This is a genomic window from Myxococcus sp. RHSTA-1-4 (assembly GCF_020037125.1).
In the GTDB taxonomy this organism is placed as follows: domain Bacteria; phylum Myxococcota; class Myxococcia; order Myxococcales; family Myxococcaceae; genus Myxococcus.
The window spans coordinates 51156-75569 of the sequence record NZ_JAIQDG010000034.1 but is presented as its reverse complement, the minus strand read 5'-3'; the positions used below and the strand labels follow the sequence as shown (position 1 = coordinate 75569).

Here is a 24414-nt window from a genome sequence, read left to right as displayed (position 1 = left end):
CTCCCGGCGCGGCGCTCTCGCGGGGAGCCCGGTGGGGCTTTACGCCACGGTGGGGCGGAAAGCCCCACGTGGGGGGCAATCCCCGGTGCGGGGAACCCCGGGCGGAGCTCGCGCCGGTTGAGGACGTTTCGCCGGGCCTGCCGGAGGAGGACTGAAAAAAGGTCAGTCCTTCCGTCCCAGAAAGGGAGGGGGCAGGCGGGCGGCCCTCGTCATCACAGGGGGTTGGCGCTCGGCATGGACGTTGCTGCAAGGGTGGAGCGTGCAGGGCGGCGTCGGCGGGCTGTTCGCAGGACAGGCAGACCCTCAACCTGGGAGATGAAACCATGGCGAAGACGACTCAGCGTGGGCAGGTCATCCGTCGTAAGGCCCAGCAGGTGAAGGTGACGACGGCGCGTGCGGTGAAGGGGGCCGGCCGGAGCGCGCGTCAGGTGCAGGTGACGCTGGGAGACCTCATCGCCGCCGCGTTCGACACGGTGGGCGGCGAGGTGAAGAAGGTGGCGCAGGTGGTGTCCTCCAGGGACATGACGCTCGCCACCGGCAAGCACATCGTCTTCGTTGGCTGACGCGCCGGTCCGGGGCGTGCGCCACCTCGTGGCGCCTGGGGCGTGTGGCGGCGGCGTGAAGGGGACACACGGGTGAGACGCGTCATCATTCCCGGACGGAACTGCTGGACGGTGGAGGAGACGAGCGACGCGGGAGTCCTCGTGGACGCACGCGCCTACTACCGGGAGCTGTACCGGGCCGCGCAGAAGGCCCGCCGCTACATCGCGATTACAGGCTGGCAGTTCGACAGCGACGTGGCGCTGATGCGGGGCGAGGACCTCGGCGAGGCGCGCGGCGAGGTGCGGCTGCTGCCCATGCTGGACGCGCTGTGCCGCGCCAACCCGGAGCTGCACGTCTACGTCCTCGCCTGGGACTTCAGCCTGCTGCTCGCGATGGAGCGCGAGTGGATGCAGCACCTCATCTTCAACTGGACGACGAACGAGCGCGTGCGCTTCCGCTTCGATGCGTCCAGTCCGCTGTACGGCGCGCATCACCAGAAGCTGGTCGTCATCGACGGCGCGGTCGCCTTCACCGGCGGCATGGATGTCTGTGATTGCCGCTGGGATGACCGCGACCACGCGGTGCGCTCGCCGCTGCGCTGTGACAGCGGGAGGGACCCTCACGGCCCGTACCATGACGTGCAGGCGGTGCTCACCGGCCCCGTGGTGGACAAGCTGGCGGAGCTGTTCGAGGCGCGCTGGGCGCACTCGGGCGGCGGCGAGCTGCGGCTGCCGAAGGTGTCGCGGGACGACGTGGACTTCCACGCGAGCCTGCCGGCGCCTCCCGGGCCCGTGGCGCTCAGCCGCACCTTCGGCAAGACGCTGCTGCCTCCGCAGGCGGCGGTGCAGGAGGTGCGCGCGCTGTTCCTGGACGCCATCGGCTCGGCCGAGCGCTTCATCTACATCGAGAACCAGTACTTCTCCTCGCGCGCCATCTACCAGGCGCTGGTGAGGCGCATGCGGGCGGCGGGGCGCGGCCGGCTGCGAGTCATGCTGGTGCTGCCGCAGCAGCCCGAGGCGCTGCGCGAGCAGCTGGCCATGGGCGTGGCCCAGGTGCGCCTCTTGCGCTCGCTGGAGCAGGTGGCGCGTGAGACGGGACACGTCTTCGGCGTGTACTGCTCGGCGGGGCGTGACGACGACGGCACTGACGTCTACACGTACATCCATTCCAAGGTGATGGTGGTGGACGACCGGTTCCTCACGCTCGGCTCGGCCAACACCACCAACCGCAGCCTGGGCCTGGATTCGGAGCTGAACCTGAGCTGGGAGGCGAACGAGGACGGCGACGCGGTGTCGCGCGCCATCCGCCGCATCCGCGTGTCGCTGATGGCGGAGCACGCGGGCCTGTACGGCGTGGAGCCGGTGCGCGTGCTGGCGCGCGCGGAGGGGGGCCTGGTGGACTGGCTGGACGGGGTGGCCGCGGTGGGCCTGCACCGGCTGCGCCCGCACCCCATGGAGACGGTGTTCGACCAGAGCCCGCTGCTCAAGTCGCTGGAGCCGGAGGAGCTCATCATCGACCCGGAGGACTCCGTGCTGGACGAGTCCCTCTTCGAGGCGCTGCACCGCGCGGAGGACGGGCTGTTCGCGTCCGGCATCCGCCTGCTGTCGCGCTGGCTGGTGGGCACGAGCACGGAGCGCCCGCACCGCGCCATCCTCCCGGCCACCACCGAGGAGGACGGGCGGCCCACGGGCGGCTGAGGCGGCTCGCGCTGGCGTCTCGGGGGAGCGCGGCGGTGGCGTGCGGCCGGGTGCCTCCCTGCCCTGGGACGGGCCCGAAGGCGCGGGCCCGCCCGGCGGGTTGTTCGCGCTCCGAGGGTCTCCACCTTGTCGGGAGGACAACTCTTGCAAGGAGATTCCCACATGAAGCTTCCACTGTTGGCGGCATTGGCCGCCCTCACGTTCTGGGGCTGTTCGAGCCAGTCCGCGAGCACGCGGGCGGATGACACCGCGGCAGGCGGTTCGGGGCAGGAGAGCTCGGCCGAGGAGCAGGCGCGCCAGCAGGCGGAGGATGAGGCGGAGGCCCGGGAGAGCCCGCTCGAGGCGTCCGACGTGACGGACAACGAGCGCCGGGACCGCATGGGCGCGCCCACCGTCTATGACGGCGAGGCCACCGGTGGCAGCGGCAGCGGCACGTCCGTGACGACGAAGGACGGCGAGAGGTGGGACGTCGTGGATGAGCCGGGCGTGGACCGCGAGCCGCGCAATGCCGAGAAGGAGTAGAGTCGGGGGACGATGACTGGCGCCCCCTTTCTCGTCCTTCTCGCCCTGGTAACCACTCAGCAACCCGAGGCCAGCTCCTCGTATGAGGAACTGCCCTCGGACGGAGCCGAGTCCGGAGGAGTCTCGTCCGGAGGTGCTTCGTCCGTCACCGCGGCTCGGCTGGACGAGCCCGCTCCGCCGGGCAGCCGCACCGGTGGCGAGGGCTTCGGCTTCAGCGCGCAGCTGGAGGCGGGCGGGCTGAGCCTTCCCTCGGGCACGCCGGGCGGCGGGCAGGACCTGTTCGCGCGGGTGTATCCGTCCCTGGGGCTGACGCGGGGAGAGACCTTCGTCCTGCGGCTGGGGGCCAGCCTGCGGCTGCGGATGGTGGACGAGGAGCCGCTTCAGACGCAGACGGACTATGGCGCGCGCCTGCGCCGCGAGGACTGGGACACGCTGAGCGATGCCGGCCAGGTGGTGCGCATGCTGCGCATCGGCCAGGAGGGCCGGCCCTTCTTCCTGCGCGTGGAGCCCTTCGTCGAGGAGACGCTGGGGCGTGGCTACCTCGTGGGCCGCTACAGCAACGTGCTGGCTCCGGACTACCACCCCGCGGGCGGCTCGCTGACGCTCGTGAAGGGGCCGGTGCGCGCGGAGGTGCTGGCCAGTGACGTGCTCGCCGCGCGCATCTTCGCCGGCGAGGTGCTGCTGGACATCGGCCGCATGGCCAGCGAGGACGCGAAGCGGTTCGACCGCTACCTGGTGCGCCTGTCCGGCGCGCACGACGCGGGGCGCGCGGGCGGGACGACGCCGAACCTCACCCTCGTCTCCGTGGGTGGAGACGTCGCGCTCTACAAGGGCGAGCGCCTGCGGACGTGGGCGCTGCTCGCCGGCGGTGCGCGCTTCACGCGGGGCTACACGCCGGACTTCGGCGGGCTGCTGGGGCTCGCCATGGAAGGGCAGACGTCGAGCGGGACGCAGCTCAGCGTCACCCTGCAAGGGCGCAAGCAGGGCGGCCGCTTCCGCTTCGGCATGTTCGGCCCCGACTATGAGCTGGGACGCTTCTCTGGTGTGGGCCTGTCGGATGTGCCCATCGCCGACGAGGTGCTGGAGTCGGGCTTCTCCGGCTACCTGGAGCTGAACATGGCGAAGGGCGGGCCGAACGAGCTCATGCTGCTGGGCAGCCTGGCGGCGCAGTACCACGGCTTCGGCCGCACCGACGCGGACGCGTCCGCGGGCTTCGAGCTGCCGGGGGCGAGGACACGGGCGCTCGTGCGCGCGGTGCTGACGGCGCTGGGAGACAGGCCGCGTTACTCGTTGGGCCTGGAGGTGCGCCAGCGTGTCGCCAACCACTTCTATGCCTGGGGCTCGGGTGGCACCGTGCACTTCCCGCAGGCGGACGGCCGGCTGGTGCGCGGCGTCTCCGCGGGCGCTGGCGTGGGCGTGGACTTCCAGCGCTGACCGGTGCCTCCTCCGCTGCTCCGTGAGCACCCTGCTCCGGAGCGGAGGTGGGCGATGAGGGCTCGCGTGGCGTGGCTCGTGGGCGCGCTGCTCGCGGGCCTCACTGGAGCGGCGTGGGGGGAGGACGCGGACCGGGACTACCTGCGCACGCTGGAGCGCTTCGAGCAGGGGCGGGGTGTCTCGCTGGAGCGCGTGTTCGACGCGGGCCGCGCCGCGGCCCGGGAGCTGAGCGGGGCAGGGCCTGGGGCGCGGATGCCGGCGTCCGAGGTGCCGCGAGGACTCGGTATCCGCCTCGGGGAGGAGTCGCTGCTCGTGGGGCCGGACCCGCGCTTCTTCCTGGACCTGGCGCGCCGGCGCGGCACGGCGGTGGACGAGGCGTTCTTCACGCTGCTGCGCGACACCTACCACGCGGATGGCGTCACCCGGCGGTACACCGTGCCGCGCTCGGACGTCTCCGTCTGCCACGTCTTCGACCACCCGGACCTGGAGTCCCTCTACCGCAACTGGACGCGCTTCTGGGCCACGCACCCGCGCGCGTACTCGGACGTCGTGGACCGCGAGGTGAAGGCGCTGGAGGACATGGTGGCCCAGAGCACCTGTGCCTGCGGCGACCGCGAGTCCGTGGAGGCCGGGCTGGAGCGCTTCCTGAAATCATTCCCGCGCTCGCCCGTAGAGCGCCAGGTGCGAGCCCGCCTGGAGCGCCTGCGCGCGGGCACCAGCGACTTCCGCTTCCGCTGCCCCACGGGCTGAGGACGCTGTTGTCCGCGCTCCACTCCCTGGTGAAGCCCTCGCCGCCCTCGACTTGACTACGGCTGTAGTCACGCGTACCTTGCTTGGTGACTACAGTTGTCGTCACGGGAAGGGCCATGATGAAGCCGGTGGGAGAGCAGGAGCTGGCGGTGCTGCGGTACGTGGCGGAGCACGGCCCCGCCACGGTGGGTGAGGTGGCCGAGCGCTTCGGTGAGCCGCAGGGGCTGGCGCGCTCCACCATCCTGACGGTGATGGAGCGGCTGCGGCAGAAGGGGTACCTGACGCGGCGCAAGGTGGAGGGCGTGTACCAGTACGCCTCGCCGGTGCCGGCGTCGGAGCTGCTGCGGGACGTGGTGGGGGACTTCGTGCAGCGGACGCTGTCCGGCTCGCTGTCGCCGTTCGCCGCCTACCTGTCCGAGGCCGAGGACGTGACGGACGAGGAGCTGGAGCAGCTCCAGGACGTCGTGGCGCGGCTTCGCTCGAAGAAGCGGAAGGAGTAGCCACATGGGTACCGGCTGGCTGTCTCACGTGGGGGAGTGGGCGTCCGCGTGGCCCGAGGGGCTGTGGCGGGCGTCATGGCAGGGCGCGCTGTGCGTGGCGCTGGTGTGGGCGCTGACGCGGCTCTGGCCGAGGATGCCGGCCTCGCTGCGTGCCGGGCTGTGGTGGCTGGTGGCGCTGAAGTTCGTGGTGTCGCTGGGATGGACGCGGCCCGTGTTGTTGCCGGTGCTGCCCGCGCCGGTGGCCTCGCGGGTGGACGCCGTGGCGGCGGAGACCTCGGGGCTGGCGCCGCGGGTGGACGCCGTGGTGGCGCGGGGCCAGGGCGTCGCGCCGCGCCTGGGCGCCGTGGCGGCGGAGACCTCGGGGCTGGCGCCGCGCTCGGAGGGAGTGGGGCGCGAGCACGGCTCGCGAACCGGCGCCCCCGTTCCGGAACCACGCTCCTCCTCGCAGGGGAGTTGGGGCATGGCCTCCGCGAGTCGGCTCGTTGCCTCGATGGAGGATGCGCCTGTCGTTGGCGGCGGGTCCTTCCGGAGCACGGCGCCCGGGAGCGCGGAGGGGCGGACTCCCACGTCTCCTTCCTCTGCTCCCGTGTCGTGGGGCAGGGTCCTCGCGCTGGTGCTCCTGGCCGTGTGGGCGGCCGGAGTGCTCTGGCACTCGCGCGGCCACGTGAAGGGCTGGGCCGCCATGCGGCGACTGCGCCGGAGCGCGCGGCCCCTGGAGCATCCGGTGCTGGAGTCGGAGGTGCGCGCGCTGTCCGCCGAGGCGGGACTGCGGCGCGTGCCGAGGCTGCTGGTGTCGGAGTCCGTGGCGAGTCCGCTGGCCACTGGACTGCTATCCCCCGTGGTGGTGCTGCCGGCGAAGGCGGTGCGGCGGCTGCCGGTGGAGGCGCTGCGCATGGCGCTGGCGCACGAGCTGGCGCACCTGCGGCGGGGAGACCTGTGGCTCGGCTGGGTGCCGGCGCTCGCGGAGGCGCTCCTCTTCTTCCACCCGCTCGCGCGCCGGGCCGCGCGTGAGTACGCGCTGGCCCGCGAGGAGGCGTGTGACGCCGAGGCCCTCCGTCTCACGGGCGCGGAGCCCGCGGACTACGGCGAGCTGCTGCTCGCCTTCGGTGTCGCCCGAGGAGCCGGCACGGCCGCTGCCCACGGTGCGTCCGCCCACATTCACGCTTTGCACAGGAGGTTGAGCATGCTGGAGCACGTCGACGTCGGTCCCACCCGTTCCCGGCGCCTGCTGAAGGTGGCGCTCTCCGCCCTCGGCCTCGTGGCCCTGGTGCCCTTCCAGGTCGTGGCGCAGGAGTCCGGCGAGAAGGCCGCGAAGCCCGCCGCGCCCGCGACGTCGGCCTCCGAGGCCCGCCCCGCCGCGGCGTCGAAGTCTGCCGCCGACGGAGCTCCCGCGACGTCGGCCTCCAGGGCCCGTCCCGCCGCGGCGCCGGTGCCCGCCGCCGTGCCTGCGACGCCATCCGCTTCGGCAACGCCGTCCGCGAAGCCGGCCGCCCCTGCCACGCCGAGCACGGCCGCCGCTCCGGCCGCCTCCGCCACGCCGCACCTGGCCGTCACTCCGTCCGTGCCTTCGGTGCCTTCGACCTCGCACCTGGCCGTCACTCCGTCCGTGCCTTCGGTGCCTTTGAGCTCGCACGTGGCCGCCACTCCGGCCGTGCCTCGGGTGCCCGCCGTTCCGCGCGTGGACGCCGTGGCGCCCGTGCCCCCCGTGCCGCCGACTCCGCGCGTGGCCGCCGTGGTGCCCGTGCCCCCCGTGCCGCCCGTGCCTCCTCGGGTCATGATGGATGATGACGACAGCAACTACGTGCTGCTCGCGGACAACATGGCGATGATGAACGGCAGCGCGGTGGACCTGAACCTGGCGGGCATGTTCAAGCAGCCGGGCAAGGAGCTGCTGTACGTGCGCCGCAAGGGCGAGACGTTCCTCATCCGCGACCCGGCCACGCTGAAGGCCATCCGCGAGGCGCACGCACCCGCGCGGGAGCTGAGCAAGGCGCAGGGCGACCTGGGCGGGAAGCAGGGCGAGCTGGGGCGGAAGCAGGGGGAGCTGGGCCAGCAGCAGGGCGAGCTCGGGTTGAAGCAGGGGGGGCTGGCCCTGAAGCAGGCCGAGCTGGCGCACAAGCAGGCCGGGCTGCACCTGGAGGAGCGGCGCGTGGAGTCCCTCCCCGGCGCCGAGCGCGAGCGCCGCCTGGCGGAGCTGCGCAAGCAGGACCAGGCGCTGGAGCAGGAGCGGGAGGCCCTGGAGAAGCAGATGGACGCGCTCGGCGAGCAGCAGGAGGCACTGGGCCGCGAGCAGGAGAAGCTCGGCGAGCAGCAGGCGGCGCTGGGCCGTGAGCAGGAGAAGCTCGGCGAGCAGCAGCAGCAGCGGGCCGAGGAGGCGGAGAAGAAGGTGCAGGGCCTCATCGACGAGGCGCTCCGCAAGGGGCTCGGCCAGCCGCTGCCCACCTGACGACGGTCTCCGCGCGGGGCCGGTGACGCCGGGGGCATTGCTCCTCTAACTTCGGGGAGCCCCTGTCTTCGGAGGTCCCGCATGAGCCTCGCCGCCGTCCCCCCGGCCACTCCCAGCAGTGCCCTCGAGTCGGTGATTCAGCGCGTGAAGGAGGGCTCGCGCGCCTGGGTGAAGCTGGGCCTTCGCGAGCGCATCTCCCTGCTGGAGGAGCTGCGCCGCTCCTTCGCCGCCGTCGCCGAGCCGAGCGTCCGCGCGGCATGCGAGGCCAAGGGCATCCACCCGGAGAGCCCGCTGGCCGGCGAGGAGTGGCTGGGCGGTCCGCTGGTGGTGCTGCGCAACATGCGCCTGCTGGTGGACTCGCTGAAGGACATCCAGCGCCACGGCGTGCCCCACATCCCCTCCTCGCGGCTGCGCACGCTGGAGGACGGGCGGCTGGCGGCGCGCATCTACCCGAAGGACACGCTGGACGGGATGCTGCTGCCCCGCAACGAGGGCGAGGTCCACTTCCTGCCCGGCGTCACCGCGGCCAACCTGCGCGAGCACCAGGCCTCCTTCTACCGCAAGCCGCATGAGGGCCGGGTGTGCGCGGTGCTGGGCGGCGGCAACGTCAACTCGATTCCGCCCGCCGACTGCCTCTACAAGCTCTTCGTCGAGGGCACCGCGTGCGTGCTCAAGATGAACCCGGTGAATGCCTATCTCGGGCCCTTCCTGGAGCAGGCGTTCGCCCCGCTGGCGCGGCTCAACGTCTTCGCCGTGGTGTACGGCGGCGGCGAGGAGGGCTCGGCGCTGGTGTACCACCCGGCGGTGGACGAGGTGCACGTCACCGGCAGCGACAGGACGCACGACGCGCTGGTGTGGGGCCCGCCGGGGCCGGAGTCGGAGGCCCGCCGCGCGCGCAACGAGCCGCTCCTGAAGAAGCCCTTCTCCAGCGAGCTGGGCAACATCTCCCCCGTGGTGGTGGTGCCCGGCCCGTACTCGGACGGCGAGCTGCTCTTCCAGGCGGACAACATCGCCGGCATGGTGGCCAACAACGCGTCCTTCAACTGCAACTCCGCCAAGCTGCTGGTGCAGCCGAAGGACTGGGCGCGCCGCGCACAGGTGGTGGACGGGGTGCATGCCGGCCTGAGCCGCGCCGCCGTGCGCCGCGCGTACTACCCGGGCGCCGAGCAGCGCTGGAAGCAATTCACCGAAGGCCGCGCGCGGCTGCGCCTCGTGGGGGCGCCGGGCGCGGGGGAGCTTCCCTACGCGCTGATTCCGGACGTGGACCCGGCCCAGGCCGAGGACCGCGTCTTCCGCCAGGAGCCCTGGTGCACGGTGCTGTCGGAGACGGGCCTGCCGGGCTCGGATGACCCGGTGGCCTTCCTGGAGCAGGTGGTGCCCTTCCTCAACGAGAAGGTATGGGGCACCCTCAACGCCACCCTCATCGTCCACCCGAAGTCGCTCAGGGACCCGGCCGTCCACGCCGCCGTCGAGCGCGCCATCCGCGAGCTGCGCTACGGCACCGTGGCCGTCAACACCTGGCCCGCCGCCGGTTACGCGCTCGTCTCCCTGCCGTGGGGGGGGCACCCGTCCTCCAATCCCCGGGACATCCAGAGTGGCCTGGGCTGGGTCCACAACACGTTCATGCTGGAGAACATCGACAAGGCCGTCATCCGGGCGCCGCTGACGAACCTGCCGGCCCCGCCGTGGGTGCCGGGGCACCGGGGCGTGCGAGACCTGGCGCGGAAGCTGGTCCAGTTCGAGCTGGAGCCCTCGTGGCTGAAGGTGCCGGGCATCGCCGCCGCGGCGCTGCGCCGGTGAGCCTCCGCCGGGCCCGGGCGGTGCGCCCTCACCGGGACTCGGAGGGTGGGCGTCCGGCCCTCCGCCCCGGACTGCCTGGCGGTGCCACCCCGTGATAAACCCCGGCGCATGGCATCGACGCATGCGCGGGAAGGCGGGCAGCTCCTGCAGATGGGGCAGCCCCAGGAGGCGGTGAGGAGCTTCCAGAAGGGGCTGGCGGTGGACCCGGATGACGTGGACTGTCTGCTGGGGCTCGTCCGCACGTACCTGAGCACCGGCGCGGCCGGCGAGGCGGAGGCGGCCACGCTGCGGCTGCTGAAGGTGAAGCCGGACCACGCGGAGGCGCAGGCGCACCTGGCCATGCTGCGCGCCCAGGCCGGTGACGCGGAGGCGCTGGAGTCCCTCAAGGCGCTGGCCTCCGCCCCCACCGCCGGCTACTTCGAGCGCTTCAACCTGGGCGGGCTGCTGCTGGACCGCGGGGACCTCGACGGCGCGCGGGCGGCGTACGAGTCCGCCTTGCAGGTGGCCCCGGACAGCGCCCACGTGCACTTCGAGCTGGGCCGCATCCACCTCCAGCAGGGCAACGCGGACGGCGCGGCGTTCCACTTCCACCGGGCGGCGGAGGGGGCTCCCCAGGAGCCCATGCCGCTGCTGATGCTGTCTCGCGCGCATGCGGCCCGGGGCGCGCTGGGGCTGGCCATCCAGGCGGGCACCCTGGCGCTGGAGAAGGCCCAGGGCGGGATGCGGCGCTCGGTGCTGGAGGACCTGTTCCGGCTGTACCTGACGGGCGGCAGCCCCGACGGGGCGAAGCGCGTCGCGCAGGAGCTGCGGCAGCTCGAGCCCGCCAACACCCAGTACCTCTACCTGCACGGGCTGGCGGTGATGAGCGGCGGAGCGTTCCGGGAGGCGCTGGCGCTCTTCGAGGAGGCGCTGAGGCTGTCGCCGGGAAGCTGGCAGGCGCTGCAGGCGCTCTCGCAGGTGCACCTCGCGCTGGGGGAGCGGGGCCTCGCCCGCAAGCGCCTGGAGGATGCCGTGGCGCTGGTGCCCACGGACCCCGGCCCCGCCAACGACCTGGCGCTGCTGCTGTTGCAGGACGAGGCCTACGAACGCGCCCGGCCCGTGCTGGAGCGCGTGCTGAGCGCGCACCCGAAGGACGCGACGACGCACCTCAACCTGGCGGTGGCCTGGTTCTCCACGGACAAGGCGGCCTGCATCCGCCACGCGAAGCAGGCCCAGGCGAATGGCACCGGCGTCGTGCGTGAGCAGGCGGAGCGGCTGTTGAAGCAGCTCGGCGCCTGAGCGCCGGCACGGCGCGGCCGGGCGGACGGCCCGGCCCCCGAGCCGAGGCCCGCTCTCGCCGGGGCGACTCTCTGCCCGGCACACGTGTTACCCCATTGAAGGGGGGAGTCCCGCCACGGGTTTCGTGACGGACGCGTGTGTCCTCCCGTCCGGGGCGTTGGGAGGCCCTCCGCCATGGAAGTCCCGGCGGTCCTCCAGGAGCTGGTGGTGGTGCTCGGCGTGGCCGTGGTGGTGGTGCTCGCGCTGAGCCACCTGCGGCTGCCCACCATCGCCGGGCTCATCGCGGCGGGGGCGCTCATCGGGCCGGGCGGACTGGGCCTGGTGCGCGACGCGGCCCGCATCGAGGTGCTCGCGGAGATTGGCGTGGTGCTGCTGCTGTTCAGCATCGGCCTGGAGTTCTCCCTGGCGAGGCTGCGGCGGCTGTGGCGGGTGCTGCTGCTGGGCGGGGCCTTGCAGGTGGGGCTCACCACGCTGGGGGTGCTGGCCGGGGCGCTGGCGCTGGGCATGCCGACCGCCAAGGGCATCTTCTTCGGCTTCCTGGTGGCGCTGTCCAGCACGGCCATCGTCCTGCGGGCGCTGACGGAGCGGCACGAGGTGGACGCGCCGCACGGCCGGCTCATCATCGGCGCGCTCATCTTCCAGGACCTGTGCGTGGTGCCGATGATGCTCGTCATTCCGCTGCTGGCCGGGCAGCGGGGCGGGGCGGGCGCCCTCTTCTGGGTGCTGCTGAAGGCGGGGCTGCTGGTGGTGGCCACGGTGCTCCTGGGCCGCACGGTGGTGCCCCGCTTCCTGAAGGACGTGGCGGCCACGCGGCGGCGCGAGGTGTTCATCCTGGCGGTGCTGGGGCTGTGCGTGGGCATCGCCTGGCTGTCGTCGCTGGCGGGGCTGTCCCTGGCGCTGGGGGCCTTCCTCGCGGGCATCGCCCTGGCGGACGGGGACTACAAGCACCAGGCCCTGGCGGACGTGCTGCCCATGCGCGAGACGCTCTCCAGCTTCTTCTTCATCTCCGTGGGCATGCTGCTGGACGTACGCGTGCTGATGCGCGGCCCCCTGCTGGTGGCCGGGCTGGTGGCGGGCGTGCTGGTGCTGAAGGCGCTGGTGGGAGCGGTGAGCGCCATGGTGATGCGCTTCCCGCCGTGGGTGGCGGTGCTGGCGGGGCTGGGGCTGGCGCAGATTGGCGAGTTCTCCTTCGTCCTGGCGCACGAGGGGGCTCGGGCGGGGCTGCTGAGCGCCGGGGAGCAGCGGCTGTTCATCACCATGAGCGTGCTGACCATGCTGGTGACGCCGGTGGTGCTGCACTTCGGCCCGAGGCTCGCGGCGGGGGCGGCGCACCTCAAGCGGCTGGAGGCGCTCATTGGCGCGCATGGGCCGCACCACCTGGAGGGGACGCACAGCGACGCGCTGAGCGGCCACTTCATCATCGGCGGGCTGGGCACGGCGGGGCGGTTGGTGACGCGGGCGCTGCGTGAGAGCCGCGTGCCGCACGTGTCCATCGACCTGGACCCGGAGGTGGTGGCCGACGCGCGGCGGCGGGGGGAGTCGCTGTACTACGGGGACATCACCAGCGCGGAGATACTGGAGAAGGCGGGCATCCACCGGGCGCGCGCGCTGGTGTTGCTGCTGGACGACCCGGTGGGGGCGGCGCGGGCGGTGTCGGCGGCGCGGCGGCTGCACGCGAAGGTTCCCATCCTGGTGCGGGTGCACCGGTTGGGAGACATCGCGGAACTGCGCGAGCGCGGGGCCAGCGAGGTGCTCGCGGGTGAGCTGGAGACAGCGCTGGAGGCCGTGGCGCGCGTGCTGCGGTCCGCCGACCTGCCGGAGGACACGGTGGTCGCGCTCGTGGAGACGCTGCGGCAGGAGCACCCGCACGGACACCCGTCTCCCGGGCCACCACCTCCGCCCGCGCGGCCCCCACCGCCAAAGGACGGGGAGGCGCGGGCGGAGCACCTGCACTGACGCTACCGCGCCCTGTCGTGCGAGCCCGTCGCCCGCTACATCCCGGTCTTCAACGCATGGACGACGCCTTCATCGTTGTAGACCGTCCCGATAGGCACCCAGTCATCCCCCCGGAGTACTGAAAGCTCCCTGCTGAAGCCGATGTAGGCGTAGGCCGTGCAGCTTCCGGAGTCCTCCAGGGAGAACAACATGGAGTCGTAATCCCACGACTCGGCGGTCTTCTCATTGAGGAAGAGCGTGGGGCGCCAGGTGCTGCTCGCGGCCTCACCCGATGGGGACGGAACGAATCTCCCCCCGAGCCGAAGGGGCGAGGTGTCGTCGGGGTGGACGGGGTCCTCCGGAAGCGCGCACCGCATGCCCCCGCCAGCAGGCTCGGAGGTCATCTCCGAGATGTGGAGAAAGGCCCACTTCGTGCTGTCGCTCGGCCAGGAGAACATGAGCGCGCAGTACCCGGGGCGCCGTCGCTGGCCAGGCTGCGCCTGGAGGGCGGACATCCTCTGGCAGGCGACCTGCGCCATCTCCGTGAAGGAGTCATAGGGGCCGACCATGGGGCCTTCGTACTGGATGCCCTTGTTGGGCACGGCCCGTGGCCGGATGCTCATGCTCACGGCGTTGCTGCTGGAGCAGTTCATGGCCACCAGGCAGACAAACACGAGACATGCCGCGCGACCCATCATCACCCCCGCTGAGAACACTCAAAACTCGCTGAGGATTCGGCCGCGTCCATCAATGGCGTAAACAGCGCCTGCATCCATGATGAGCACGTCGGACAGGCCGCATCGTTCAAAGTTGGGTATGAAGCTGACAAAGTAGAGGTCCTCGCTCTTTTTCAAGATGGTCGTGTCGTAGGTGTCGCGCCGCACCATGCATCGAGCCAGGCGTTCGTCGTCCGATTGGGCCTTCACGCCGGGAGGAAGGAGCTCTTTCATTGCCACTTCCAGGGCCGCCATCATCGGTCCATCCAGGTGGATGCCCTCTTCGTAAGAGCTGGGAAAGTCAACCTTCTCCGCCACGTCGGGTGGGGCTCGTTCTGCTTTGTCATGCTTGTAGAAGCCGATCCATGAGCAGCCGATGAGCAGGCTTTGGCAACAGATACCGATAAGCAGGCGTAGTTTCATGTCAACTCTCCGAGAAACATATTGAGTGCTGGACGTTGCGGCAAGCACGGTTCCCGTGGGGCGTCCCAGGGCATCACGGGAGCCAGTCCATTCCTTCGAACATCTCGATGCTGCCGTGCTCTCCGTGGGTCTGGCCGATGTCCACCCAGTGCCCAGCCCGAAGGGCCGAGACGATGCGCGTGGCGTAGTCGTACTTGTAAGCATGGCATTCGCCGGCCTTCTCCCGGAAGAAGACCATCAGCTCGCGGTGCAGGAGCTTCCCCGCCGCGCTGACGGGAATGCGCACGGGACGCCAACGTCCTTTCAAATCCACTGGGGAGAACTGCCGGTTATGCGGGTGTGTGTGGCCGCCTCCAGAGATGATGGCGTCTTCATGGAGCGGGTCATGCAACGCTCGTGGCATCGCACACGTCTTCGCGGTCCTTGAGTCGAGCTTGTCCCGGATGTCGGAAAGGTAGCTGAGGAAATAGGCTCCCACGTTTGGAGAGTAGTAGTGCAACGCGCAGTACTCGAATCCATGAAGACCGCCGGATGCCCCTGGCTGGCGAGTCATCAGCTCACACGCGGCCTCGGCCAGTTCCTCGGTGTTCTTGAACGGTCCCGCGAGAGGCCCCTCGACCTGGAGGCGTCCATCCGCCAGGCGGCTCACCCGGACGTTGGGATTGGGCGCCGAGCATCCGATTCCAGCAATCCCCCAGGCCAGTGACAGGAGTGCCGCGAGTGCTGGATGCCGCTTCATGTGCCTCCAGGAGGTGCGCCGACGCGCGCGGAGCGTAGCGGGGCAACCCGCGGCCATTCAACCGGCCGGTGCCCTGGAGGGGCGGGCTCACGCTACCGTCCGAAGAGGCTCCGGCGCTTCTGCTGCGGCTTGCCGCCCTGGGCGCGCGACAGGCGCTCGCCGAGGATGCGGCTCATCTCCAGCGCCACCGACGGATTCGCCATGACGACGCTGCGGAAGTCCTCGCGGCCTACCGCGGCCAGCTCGCACGCGGTGCTCGTCACCGCCGTGGCCGTGCGTGGCTCGCCCGTCAAGAGCGCCAGCTCGCCGAAGAAGCCCCCCGGCTTCACCGTGGCCACCACCTGTCCCGTGTCGTCCTTGAGCAGCACCTCGCCCGACAGCACCACGTAGAACGTCTCTCCCGTCTCACCCTGGCGGAACAGCTCCGTGCCCGCGGGGTGCTGGAGGTGCTCGGCGCCGCGTGCCACCGCCTCCAACTCCTCGCCGCTCAGCGGCGCCAGGAAGTCCACCTTGCGCAGCGTGGCCGCCAGCACCGAGCCGGCCCCCGCTCCCGCGGGCGGCTCCGCGCCGAGGAACTCCACCGCGGCCGCGAGCTGCGAGCGCCGCGACACCATGATGACGGTGTGCCCCGCGCGCAGCACCGTGCTCCCCTCCGGCAGCGTCGCCCGGCCCTGCGGGTCCACCACGCCGATGAAGACGCACTCGCGCGGGAAGCCCGGCGTGGCGCGCACCTGCGCCACCGTCTGTCCCGCCACCTGCGCGCGCAGGGGAAGGGACAGCTCGAACAGCAGCGTGTCGCCGTCTCCCAGCGGCAGCGTGCCGGCCACCTGCGGGAAGTCGATGGCCGTGGTCATCTTCGCCACCACCACCTCCGCCTCCGCCACCAGCTCCTTCACGCCCGCCAGCCGGTAGGCCTCGCGGTAGCTGGTGTCCAGCATGCGCACCATGACGCGGGCGCTGGACACGCTGCGCACCAGCATGGCGAAGGCCATGTTCTCCGAGTCGCGCGCCAGCACGCCCGCCGCCACGTCCGCCGAGCCGATGCCCGCCGCCTCCAGAATCTGCGGGTTGGTGGCGTCTCCGCACACCGTCACCGCGCCCACCTCCTCGAAGATGCGGTTGCAGACGGCGGCGTCCCGCTCGATGACGGTGACGGTGTGCTGCTCGGCCACCAGCCGCGCCGCCAGCACGCTGCCCACCCGGCCTCCGCCCGCGATGACAATCCTCAAGACGCCTTCCTCCCGTGGCTCTCGGCGCTCGCGTCGCCGTGCAGCACCTTGTCCAGCGACAGCGTCCGCTCATCCAACTGCGCCAGCATGTGTTCCGCCGTGGCCTCGGGGATGAGGCCGTTGCGCCGCGCCCCCTGCAGCGCGGTGCGCTCCGCGTCGATGAGCCGCCGGCGCATGGCGATGAGGTCCCTGGCGCCCTGCGCGAGGTGCTGCTCGCTGATGCGCCGCAGCTCGCGCTCGGCGCGGGCGATGTTGACCTGGTACTCGCTGCGCAGGTGGTCATACGCGGCGCGGGGCAACAGCCCCTGCTCGTGCAGCACCTCCAGCTCCTGGTGGGCCGCGCGGCTGGCGATGAGGCGCCCGCGCTGCTCGGCCATGGCCAGGGCCACCTCGTCCTGCTGGAAGAGGCCCAGCCAATTCAGCACCCGGGTGAGCATCAGCCCCTGGCCCACCAGCGACACCAGCGTGACGCCGAAGGCGATGGCCACGAGCTGCTCTCGCGCGGGCGTGGCCGCCGGAAGGCCCAGCGCGAGGCCGATGGACAGCGCGCCCTTGATGTTGCCGGCGATGAACACGTGCTGCCAGCGCGGTGGCACCGCCTCCGCCGGGCGCACGAGGCGCATCAGGAAGAAGGGAACGTAGATGCCCACCGCGCGCCCGATGAACACGCACGCCACCGCCAGCAGCGTCTCCGGGATGTGGCCGCGCAGCGTCTCCGGCTTCGTGGTGAGCCCCACCGCCAGGAAGAGGAAGGTGTTCACCCCGAAGGTGGCGTACTCCCAGAAGGAGTGGATGGCCACCTGGCTCTGCGGGGACACCTCGCGCCGCAGCGTGACGCCCACCACGAGGCCCGCGGTGACGGCGGAGATGGCGCCGGACAGGTGGAACTGCTCGGCCGCGACGAACGAGGCCAGCGCCACGGCCGTCGTCACCATGATTTCGGCCAGCGGGTCCTCCGTGCGGCGGATGACGAAGCCGCCCAGCAGGCCCAGGGCGAGCCCCACCGCCGCGCCGCCCACCGAGGCCACGAGGATGCGCGCGCCCAGCAGGGGCAGCGACGGCGTCGCGGCTCCGGCGACCACGGCGGAGATGGCCGCGTACGCCACCAGCGCGGTGCCGTCGTTGAAGAGGCTCTCGCCCTGGATGATGCCGGACAGGCGCGCGGGCACGGGGGCGCGGCGGAAGGCGTAGAGGATGGAGACGGTGTCCGTCACCGACAGCAGGGCGCCCAGCAGCATCGCCGGCCACACCGGCAGCCCGACGAGCAGGTGCAGCGCGGCGCCGGTGCCTCCAATGGCCAGCGCCATTCCCAGTGTGGACAGCACGAGGATGGGCAGGGCGTTGGCGCGGATGCCGCCCAGGTCCGCCATGATGCCGCCCTCGAACAGGAGCGCGGGCAGGCAGACCAGGAACACCACTTCCGGATTGAGGGGCGGCACGCCGGGCAGCAGGTTGCCCACGGAGATGAGCAGTCCGCCCACCACCAGCGCGACGTTGTAGGGCAGGCGCGCGCGCTTGGCGGCGATGGCCAGGACGATGGCCGCCACCATCAACCCGATGACCAGGGGCATCTCGAGGTGCACGGCCCGAGTCTTCCAGAACCGGGGCGCTCATGCACGAGGCCCGTACTTGTGGAGTGGGTTCAGCGCTTGAGGCGGAGGATGAGGTCCTTGCGGGGGCCGCAGTTCCCCCGCCCGTCGCAGTTGCTGGTGGTGACGTAGAGGTGGCCGTCCGGGCCCATGGTGACTTCGCGCAGGCGGCCGTACGTGTTGCGCAGATAGACTTCGTGGCGGACCACCCGGGCCGGGTTGTCCGAGGCGAACTCCACCCGGTGCAGGTGGCGCGAGCCCAGCGTGCCGATGAGGAGCGAGCCCCGCCACTCGGAGATGGCGCTCCCGGTGTAGAGCGCGGCGCCGCCTGGCGGCATGGCGTCCGAGAAGGTGAGGGACGGCGTCACCTGCCCCTCTCGAAGCTCACACGCGTAGATGCCGGGCCAGCCCAGGTTGGCGCCGGGGCGGGCGAGGCTCACCTCGTCATGGCCCCGCCGCATCGTCTCCCCGCTGGGGCCGTGGTCGGTGACGTACAGCGTGTTTGCATCCTTCCAGTCCCAGCCCTGGAGGTTGCGGAGGCCGGTGAGGTATGCGGGCGAGTTGGGGAAGGGGTTGTCCTGGGGCACCTGCCCCTCGGGCGTCAGGCGCAGCAGCTTGCCGGCGGAGTCCTTCACGTCCTGCGAGCGGTCCGGCTCCCTGGCATCGCCGGTGCCCGCGTAGAGCATTCCGTCCGGGCCGAAACGCAGGCGTCCGCCGTCGTGGTACGTGGCGGAGGGGATGCCGCCGAAGATGACCCGGTCGAAGGTGGCCTGGGTGCGGTCCTCGGAGAGCGTCCACCGCTCGATGCGGTTCTCGTCGGGGCCACCGGCGTCGGTGGTGACGTACAGGTAGAACTGGCGGTTGGAGGCGAAGTCCGGGTGCGCGGCGATGCCGAGCAGGCCGCCCTCGGCGGTGCTGGTGATTCGCACCGTGGCCACGGGCGTGGGCTGGAGGACACCGCCTTTGAGCAGGCGCACGCGGCCGGGCCGCTCGGTGACGAGCGCGTCGCCACCGGGCAGCCAGGCGATGCCCCAGGGCACCTCCAGTCCTTCCGCCACCACCTCCACGTCGAAGGGGACGGTGCCGTCCGTGCCCCAGCCCTCCTCCACGAGGATGCATTCCTGGGGGGCGGCGGTGCCCTGGGACTGGCTCTTGCGGCAGGCGGAGGCCGAGAGGGCGAGCACCACGAGAGAGAGGACGACCCGGCGGGAGGCGCGCATGGGGCGATTAATGTCGACCGTGCGTGGGTGCGCCAGTGGGTCCGTGCGGCTGCGTTGCCGGGTTGACGCGCGCCTGTCATCCCGGCCGGGACGGGGGGCAGGCGGGCGGCCCGACCGAGGCCCGGAGGGTTGCTCCCGCGTTGGAGGTGGCGGAGGCCGTGGGCACCTTCTCCGGACGGAAATCCACTCACTCATCCAAAGGGAGGCGACCCATGGCGCGCATCGCGTTCATCGTGGACAGCGACTTCGAGGACTCGGAGTTTCGCGTGCCCTACGACGCCGTGAAGAAGGCCGGGCATGAGGCGGTCATCATCGGCTTGGAGGCGGGCAGGCAGCTCAAGGGCAAGAAGGGCAAGGAGGTCATCAAGGCCGAGAAGTCGGTGAAGGACGTCATCGCGAAGGACTTCGACGCGCTGGTGATTCCGGGTGGCTACTCGCCGGACCACCTGCGCACGGACATCGGCATGGTGGGCTTCGTGCGGGACTTCTTCCGCGCGGACAAGCCCATCGCCGCCGTGTGCCATGCGGGGTGGATGCTGGTGGAGGCGGACATCGCGGACGGGCGCACCGTCACCTCGTGGCCCTCCATCAAGACGGACCTGCTCAACGCGGGGGCGCGCTGGGTGGACCGCGAGGTGGTGGAGGACGGCAACATCATCACCTCGCGCAACCCGGGCGACCTGCCGGCGTTCTGCGAGGCACTGCTACGTCAGGTGTCCCGGGGCATCGCCCCGCGGCTGGAGGCGCCGCTCGCCCCCGAGGCCGCGTCGGACCAGCCGCCCGCCGTGCACTGACGCCGCGGCGGCGGGCTCTGGCTCACACCGGCGCTCGTTGTACCAGCGTCGAGACCGCTTCTCCGTGCCGTGCGCAGTGCTCTCGAAGCGCGTCGCCGAGCACGGGCTCGCGAGCCAGCCGCGTCCAGTACTCCACCGCGTGTCGTGCGGCATCAGGCCAGACGTCGAGCGTGTCCGCGGTGGGAGGCCGAGGCTCGAAGGTGCGATCGACGACGCTCGTCGCCACGGGTGCGAACACCATCGGCAGCATGTCGTAGACCGGCGCGAGCCGGAGCTGCTTCGGGCCCTCCACGAAGAAGGAGAGGTTGCCGAAGTGCCGGTCGGTGTTGCCGGTGAGCTGCCCGAAGGTGTCGAGCCAGCGGATGCGCCGGGCGTCCTCCTCGGAGATGAGCCGGGCCTCGGACATGCGTCGTGCCGCGCGGGTCCAGGTGTCGCGGTGGCCGAAGTACTCGTCATCGATGGCGCCGAGTGAAAGCAGCGCCTTCCTCCCGCGCGCGCCGATGCGGTCGCAGCGCTCGACCTCCAGGAACCGGTAGTCACCCAGGTCCAGCGTGCTCGCGGACGCGGCGGGAATCCCGGCTGCTCGGACCGCTTCGAGCGCGAGGTGCTCGCAGGTCAGCAGGTCCCTCCACCGTCGCGCGGTGGTGCCGTCGTCGCCTCCCGCGAACTTCACCAGGACGTGGCGGCCTTCCGCGTACGTCAGGAACTTGGGCTGCTCTCCGCCGGCGGACGAGCCGGGCTGTCCCGCCATGGAGGCCCGGGCCAGCTCGGGGTAGCTGTCGCGGTGCGCGGAGCGTGGCTCCATCTCGAGGAAGCGGTTCAGCGACTCGTCACCCAGGATGAGGTCGCCGACACAGTCCTCTCCGCGCCGGGCCAGCGCGATGAGGCGGTGGTCATCGCTCCAGTCGGTGATGCGGACGGGAAGGTCCAGCTCCGGGTATCGCGAGGAGAAGCTTCGGCCCACGTAGCCCTGCGGGCTCAAGTCCGCCGCGAACGGCGGGAGTCCCTCGAAGAGCTCTCCTTCACCCGTCTCGGATTCGAGCCAGTGACGGCCGGCCGTGAGCAGGTGCAGCACACCGTAGGGCCGCACATGGCCCGTTTCATCCACCTGGTGGATGGGGAGCCGCGTCCCCAGCGCCGGCAGGCTCCGGGTGCGTGCGTAGTGCGTCGCGCGGCCTCGCCCCATTCGGAGGACGCGGTCCCCCGCCGCGGTGATGAGCCGCGACAGCGTCGGCTGCGAAACGCCGAGCTGCGGGGCCAGCTCGCCGGCCCGCACGGTGACCTGACGACCCAGCACGGAGAGGAGCTGCTCCACGGAGGCCATGAATGGGTTCCTGAATCGGTTCCTGAATGGATTCTAGGAAGCAACTGGCCATTATCTCTAGATAATTTCCGTGAATGACGGCTGGAGATGAATGGATTCCCAGCCATTTTGACGGCGAGGCTTCACTCCATGTGTGCCGCGCCTCATCCCGCCGCGTTCAGTGGTCCCCGTACCGCTTCTCGCCGGCCTCCACGCGCAGGGCGAGCCGGTTGCCGCGCGGGGGGAGCGGGCAGGTGGCGAAGCGGGTGAAGGCGCAGGGCGGGTTGTAGGCGCGGTTGAAGTCCAGCACCACGCGCCCGTCCTTCGGCATGTCGGCGTAGAGGAAGCGGCCCGCGCCGTAGGTGGCGTCGCGGTTGGTCTCGTCCGCGAAGATGATGAACAGCTGCTCGCCGCCCTCCACGGGCGTCAGCCGGTGCTCCTTGCCATTCACCGTGAAGACCAGCGTGCCCGGCACCTTCATCTCCTCCACGTTGCCCAGCACGTTCGGCACCGAGATGGTGCGCGGCGTCTCCGAGGGCTCGAAGCGTGCCTCGACACGCCACGCGGCGCTCGCCGGGTAGGTGGGGATGCCATGGAACTGCTTGCGCGCGGGCGCCTCCATGTCCTTCACGCGCACGCCCAGCTTGTCTCCGCGCAGGATGACCTGGAGGCTGAGGCTGCCGAGCTTCAGCACGTCCGGCGCGCCCTTCTCATCCGACTGGAGCGCGCCCCCGGTGAAGGGCTTCCCATCGAGCGTGAGCGCCACACCGGGCGCGGGCTGGAAGCTGGCGGTGTTCCCCTCGCGCGTGAAGGTGCCCAGCTTCGCGGGCGTGCCCTGCGGGAAGTCGAGGTCGCTCTCCGGCGCGGAGCCGGCGGTCTGCTCGCCCTCCTTCAGCCAGAACAGCCCCACCAGGGTGAGCCAGCCGTCCTCGGACTGGAGGCTCTTGAGGCGCTCCTCCTGCCAGGCACGGGTGGACGTGGCGAGGTCTTCGGCGGCGGGCTTCTGGGCGGCGGCGGTCATGTTCGTCTTGGCGGCGGGACGGGGTGGGGGAGTCGCCGCCTTGGCGGGCGGCGTGGCGTTGAGGGCGAGAGACAGGGCCAGGGCGAGGGGCGTCATGTCGTGTGCCTCGGTCAGGGGGAGCCGCGTCCGGCTCCGGTGGCCCCTGTCTAACAGGACGGCGCGCGCGGCGCAGGAGCGCGAGGTTGCAGGGGCGCACGCTCCGTGCGAAGCGGGAGTCCACCCGTGAATCTCGACCTGAAGCCAGCGCCGCCGCCCGGCGCCTTCCGCAAGCTCGCGCTGGGGACGTGGCGCGCGCCCAGGGACCCCAGTGCCTACGCGGCGCTGGAGGTGCGCATGGAGCGGGCGCTCGCGTACCTCGAGGCGTACCGCGCGCGCACGGGACGCCGCTTCACGGTGACGCACCTGGTGGCCAAGGCGGCCGCGGACGCGCTCCGCCGCTACCCGGAGACGAACGTGCTGCTGCGCTGGCAGCGGCCCTCGTTCCGGAAGGACGTGGGTGTCTGCGTGCTCGTGGTGCAGCCGGCGGAGGCGGGCCGCGCGGACCTGACCACGGCCACGGTGCACCGCGCGGACACGCTGTCGCTGGGCGACTTCGTCGAGACGATGGAGTCCCGCATCTCCGAGGTGCGCGCGCGCCGGGATGCCGTCATCGAGCGGGGCAAGCGCCGCTCGTACCGCATCCCCGGGCTGCTGATGGGGCTGGCGCTGCGGCTGCTGTCCTTCGTCTGGTACACGCTGAACGTGGACCTGCGCTGGGTGGGGATGCCGAGGGACCCGTTCGGCTCGGTGGCGGTGACGAGCCTGGGCTCGCTGGGGCTGGAGCGTGGCTACGTGGCCATGGTGCCGTACACGCGCGTGCCGCTGCTGCTGGCGCCCGGGGCGGTGCGCAGGGTGCCCGTGGTGGAGGGCGACACCCTGGTGCCGGGCCAGCAACTGACGCTCACCTGCACCTGGGACGCGCGTCTCATCGACGTGGACTCGGTCGCCCGGGTGTTGCGCCACATCGGTGCGGCGCTGGAGGACCCGGAGGGGACGTGGGGGCCGGCCCCACTCGTCCCCGAGGAGTGGCCCCGAGGGGCTGCGAGCGGGCCGGTGGTGGGGTAGAAAGGGGCTGGAGGTACCCGTCATGCCCGTGGACACGAATCGACGCATCAGTGCCGCCCGCCCCGTGGGGCGCGCGCTGGGTGGGCAGGACCGCTATGAGAAGGAGGCCGTCGAAGGGCCGGCCGAGGGACCGCTCGCGATGACACGGCGGCAGCGGCTGGCGGGGGGCCCCGCGCGAGTGGATGGCGAGAGCCCCTTCGCCGCGAAGCTGCGGCAGCTCGCGGGCGGCACGGCCCCGAAGGACGGGGAGCGCTGAGCAGCGGAATCGATGAAGGTCTACCTGGATGACGAGCGTCCCACGCCGGAGGGCTGGGTGCCGGTGCGGTGGCCCGAGGAGGCCATCGCGCTGCTCGAGGGCGGGCAGGTGACGGAGTTGAGCCTGGACCATGACCTCGGGGATGACTCGCATGGCACCGGTTATGACGTGCTGCTCTGGGTGGAGGAGGCCGTGGCGACGCGGGGCTTCGTGCCGCCGCGCCTGCGTGTGCACTCGGCGAACAGCTCCGCGCGGCGGAAGATGGAGCTGGCCATCGAGCGTGTCGAGCGCTTCGTCCGTGAGCGTGGCGAGAGGCGCTGAAAAAGCCTCCGGGCCGTCGGAAGGGTTTCAGCTCCCCCCAGCGGCCCGGAGAGTGATGCGCGTGGGGCGCTTCACTTCAAGTCATCGGCGCCGAGGATACACCTGGATGCGGGTCGCGTAGCTGTCGCCGTCGGCGAGCTGATTGAACGTGGCCCGGACTTGAGTGCCCTCGGGGATGCTTTGCACCGAGATGCGCTGGCCGTTGTGGGTGGCGCGCGTCTTGCCGCCCACGAACAGGGTGTAGATGCCGCCGGTCTCCGCGTCGCGGACCTGGATGCGGTTCTCCGAGACGGCGGCCACCTGGCCCTGCATGAGGACGCTCGCCACCACGGTGCTGTCCGGGTCCGCCGCCGGTGCGGAGCCACCCGTGCCCGCGCCACCCGTGCCCGTGCCCGCCGCGCCACCCGTGCGGCTCAGTGTGGCCACCTGACGCTGGAGCTCCTGGACCTGGGCGCGGAGCTGGGCCACCTCTTGCGACTCGCTGGGACGCGGGGCCATTCCGGCCGCTGCTCCGCCGCCCGCGGCGCTCGCGCCCGCACCACCGCCCGTGGTTCCGCCACCTCCGCCTCCACCTGTCGTGCCGCCGCCGCCAGCGCCAGTCGCGCCTTGACCGGACGTGCCCGTTGTCCTCGTGCCACCCGTGCCCGTCGTCGAACCGCCCGTGGTGCCCGTGGTGCCCTGCGGTGCCGGAGCCAGGGTTCCCGCGGAGGAGGTGCCCGGCGCCTGCGAGGTCCCCGTGCCTCCGGCGCCCGCACCACCCTGGGCACCGGCAGCACTGCCGCCCGCAGTCCCAC

Annotated in this window: 23 protein-coding genes; 14 read left to right on the top strand and 9 right to left on the bottom strand. The window is 71.7% G+C overall.

Translation table 11 applies throughout. From position 1 onward, the window contains the following. Nucleotides 1-323: 323 nt before the first annotated feature. The 10 genes from K8638_RS35160 to K8638_RS35115 all read left to right on the top strand — a co-directional run bounded on the left by K8638_RS35160 (nucleotide 324) and on the right by K8638_RS35115 (nucleotide 12926). Entirely contained in the window at nucleotides 324-563 is a 240-nt protein-coding gene (locus tag K8638_RS35160; RefSeq protein WP_223759080.1) for a chaperonin, read from the top strand. 72 nt (nucleotides 564-635) lie between these two features. Next, nucleotides 636-2240, top strand: coding sequence for a phospholipase D-like domain-containing protein (locus tag K8638_RS35155; RefSeq protein WP_223759079.1), 1605 nt, complete (start codon nucleotides 636-638; stop codon nucleotides 2238-2240). Nucleotides 2241-2402: 162 nt separating this feature from the next. Beyond that, complete coding sequence (locus tag K8638_RS35150; protein WP_223759078.1) at nucleotides 2403-2762, top strand: hypothetical protein; 360 nt, start codon at nucleotides 2403-2405, stop codon at nucleotides 2760-2762. A 12-nt stretch (nucleotides 2763-2774) separates the two neighbouring features. After that, entirely contained in the window at nucleotides 2775-4196 is a 1422-nt protein-coding gene (locus tag K8638_RS35145; RefSeq protein ID WP_223759077.1) for a hypothetical protein, read from the top strand. 54 nt (nucleotides 4197-4250) lie between these two features. Continuing rightward, the gene (locus K8638_RS35140) at nucleotides 4251-4946 is read left to right on the top strand and encodes a hypothetical protein (protein ID WP_223759076.1); all 696 of its coding nucleotides are present in this window, start codon (nucleotides 4251-4253) and stop codon (nucleotides 4944-4946) included. Between the two features lie 116 nt (nucleotides 4947-5062). Then, complete coding sequence (locus K8638_RS35135) at nucleotides 5063-5446, top strand: BlaI/MecI/CopY family transcriptional regulator (RefSeq protein WP_223759075.1); 384 nt, start codon at nucleotides 5063-5065, stop codon at nucleotides 5444-5446. 4 nt (nucleotides 5447-5450) lie between these two features. Then, nucleotides 5451-7892: a M56 family metallopeptidase gene (locus K8638_RS35130; RefSeq protein WP_223759074.1), complete on the top strand. Its 2442-nt coding sequence runs from the start codon at nucleotides 5451-5453 to the stop codon at nucleotides 7890-7892. A gap of 81 nt (nucleotides 7893-7973) precedes the next feature. Next, the gene (locus K8638_RS35125) at nucleotides 7974-9692 is read left to right on the top strand and encodes an aldehyde dehydrogenase (RefSeq protein ID WP_223759073.1); all 1719 of its coding nucleotides are present in this window, start codon (nucleotides 7974-7976) and stop codon (nucleotides 9690-9692) included. Nucleotides 9693-9800: 108 nt separating this feature from the next. After that, complete coding sequence (locus K8638_RS35120) at nucleotides 9801-10970, top strand: tetratricopeptide repeat protein (protein ID WP_223759072.1); 1170 nt, start codon at nucleotides 9801-9803, stop codon at nucleotides 10968-10970. Between the two features lie 174 nt (nucleotides 10971-11144). Further along, entirely contained in the window at nucleotides 11145-12926 is a 1782-nt protein-coding gene (locus tag K8638_RS35115; protein WP_223759071.1) for a cation:proton antiporter, read from the top strand. A 35-nt stretch (nucleotides 12927-12961) separates the two neighbouring features. On the opposite strand, the gene K8638_RS35110 is transcribed toward K8638_RS35115, so the two are convergent. The 6 genes from K8638_RS35110 to K8638_RS35085 form a co-directional block, all read right to left on the bottom strand. Next, nucleotides 12962-13558: a hypothetical protein gene (locus tag K8638_RS35110; RefSeq protein ID WP_223759070.1), complete on the bottom strand. Its 597-nt coding sequence runs from the start codon at nucleotides 13556-13558 to the stop codon at nucleotides 12962-12964. A 63-nt stretch (nucleotides 13559-13621) separates the two neighbouring features. Further along, entirely contained in the window at nucleotides 13622-14044 is a 423-nt protein-coding gene (locus K8638_RS35105; protein WP_223759069.1) for a hypothetical protein, read from the bottom strand. A 73-nt stretch (nucleotides 14045-14117) separates the two neighbouring features. Continuing rightward, nucleotides 14118-14783: a hypothetical protein gene (locus K8638_RS35100; RefSeq protein WP_223759068.1), complete on the bottom strand. Its 666-nt coding sequence runs from the start codon at nucleotides 14781-14783 to the stop codon at nucleotides 14118-14120. A gap of 92 nt (nucleotides 14784-14875) precedes the next feature. Continuing rightward, a complete protein-coding gene (locus K8638_RS35095) occupies nucleotides 14876-16012 on the bottom strand; it encodes a cyclic nucleotide-binding domain-containing protein (RefSeq protein WP_223759067.1) in 1137 nt (378 codons plus the stop codon). Continuing rightward, a complete protein-coding gene (locus K8638_RS35090; RefSeq protein WP_223759066.1) occupies nucleotides 16009-17595 on the bottom strand; it encodes a cation:proton antiporter in 1587 nt (528 codons plus the stop codon). Before K8638_RS35090 ends, K8638_RS35095 begins: the two co-directional genes overlap by 4 nt. Before the next feature lie 59 nt (nucleotides 17596-17654). Next, complete coding sequence (locus K8638_RS35085; protein ID WP_223759065.1) at nucleotides 17655-18821, bottom strand: sorbosone dehydrogenase family protein; 1167 nt, start codon at nucleotides 18819-18821, stop codon at nucleotides 17655-17657. Between the two features lie 212 nt (nucleotides 18822-19033). Between K8638_RS35085 and K8638_RS35080 the strand changes: the two genes are divergently transcribed. Beyond that, complete coding sequence (locus tag K8638_RS35080) at nucleotides 19034-19615, top strand: type 1 glutamine amidotransferase domain-containing protein (protein ID WP_223759064.1); 582 nt, start codon at nucleotides 19034-19036, stop codon at nucleotides 19613-19615. Between the two features lie 22 nt (nucleotides 19616-19637). Here the strand turns inward: K8638_RS35080 and yjjJ are convergent, their stop codons facing one another. Continuing rightward, nucleotides 19638-20939 (bottom strand): type II toxin-antitoxin system HipA family toxin YjjJ, encoded by a 1302-nt coding sequence (yjjJ, locus tag K8638_RS35075; protein WP_223759063.1) that lies wholly within the window; start codon nucleotides 20937-20939, stop codon nucleotides 19638-19640. A 157-nt stretch (nucleotides 20940-21096) separates the two neighbouring features. Next, a complete protein-coding gene (locus K8638_RS35070) occupies nucleotides 21097-22035 on the bottom strand; it encodes a DUF1684 domain-containing protein (protein WP_223759062.1) in 939 nt (312 codons plus the stop codon). 126 nt (nucleotides 22036-22161) lie between these two features. On the opposite strand from K8638_RS35070, the gene K8638_RS35065 reads away from it, so the two are divergent. From K8638_RS35065 to K8638_RS35055, 3 genes are read left to right on the top strand one after another with little or no spacing between them, the layout of a single operon-like run. Next, nucleotides 22162-23043, top strand: a complete 882-nt coding sequence (locus K8638_RS35065) for a 2-oxo acid dehydrogenase subunit E2 (protein ID WP_223759061.1) — start codon at nucleotides 22162-22164, stop codon at nucleotides 23041-23043. Nucleotides 23044-23065: 22 nt separating this feature from the next. Then, nucleotides 23066-23299 carry a hypothetical protein gene (locus tag K8638_RS35060; RefSeq protein ID WP_223759060.1) on the top strand — a complete coding sequence of 78 codons (234 nt, stop codon included), beginning with the start codon at nucleotides 23066-23068 and terminating at the stop codon, nucleotides 23297-23299. 12 nt (nucleotides 23300-23311) lie between these two features. Beyond that, a complete protein-coding gene (locus K8638_RS35055; RefSeq protein ID WP_223759059.1) occupies nucleotides 23312-23620 on the top strand; it encodes a cyclic-phosphate processing receiver domain-containing protein in 309 nt (102 codons plus the stop codon). Between the two features lie 81 nt (nucleotides 23621-23701). Here K8638_RS35055 and K8638_RS35050 read toward each other — a convergent pair whose 3' ends face one another. Then, on the bottom strand, nucleotides 23702-24118 hold the full coding sequence (locus K8638_RS35050) for a hypothetical protein (protein WP_223759058.1): 417 nt from the start codon (nucleotides 24116-24118) through the stop codon (nucleotides 23702-23704). Between the last annotated feature and the right edge of the window lie 296 nt (nucleotides 24119-24414).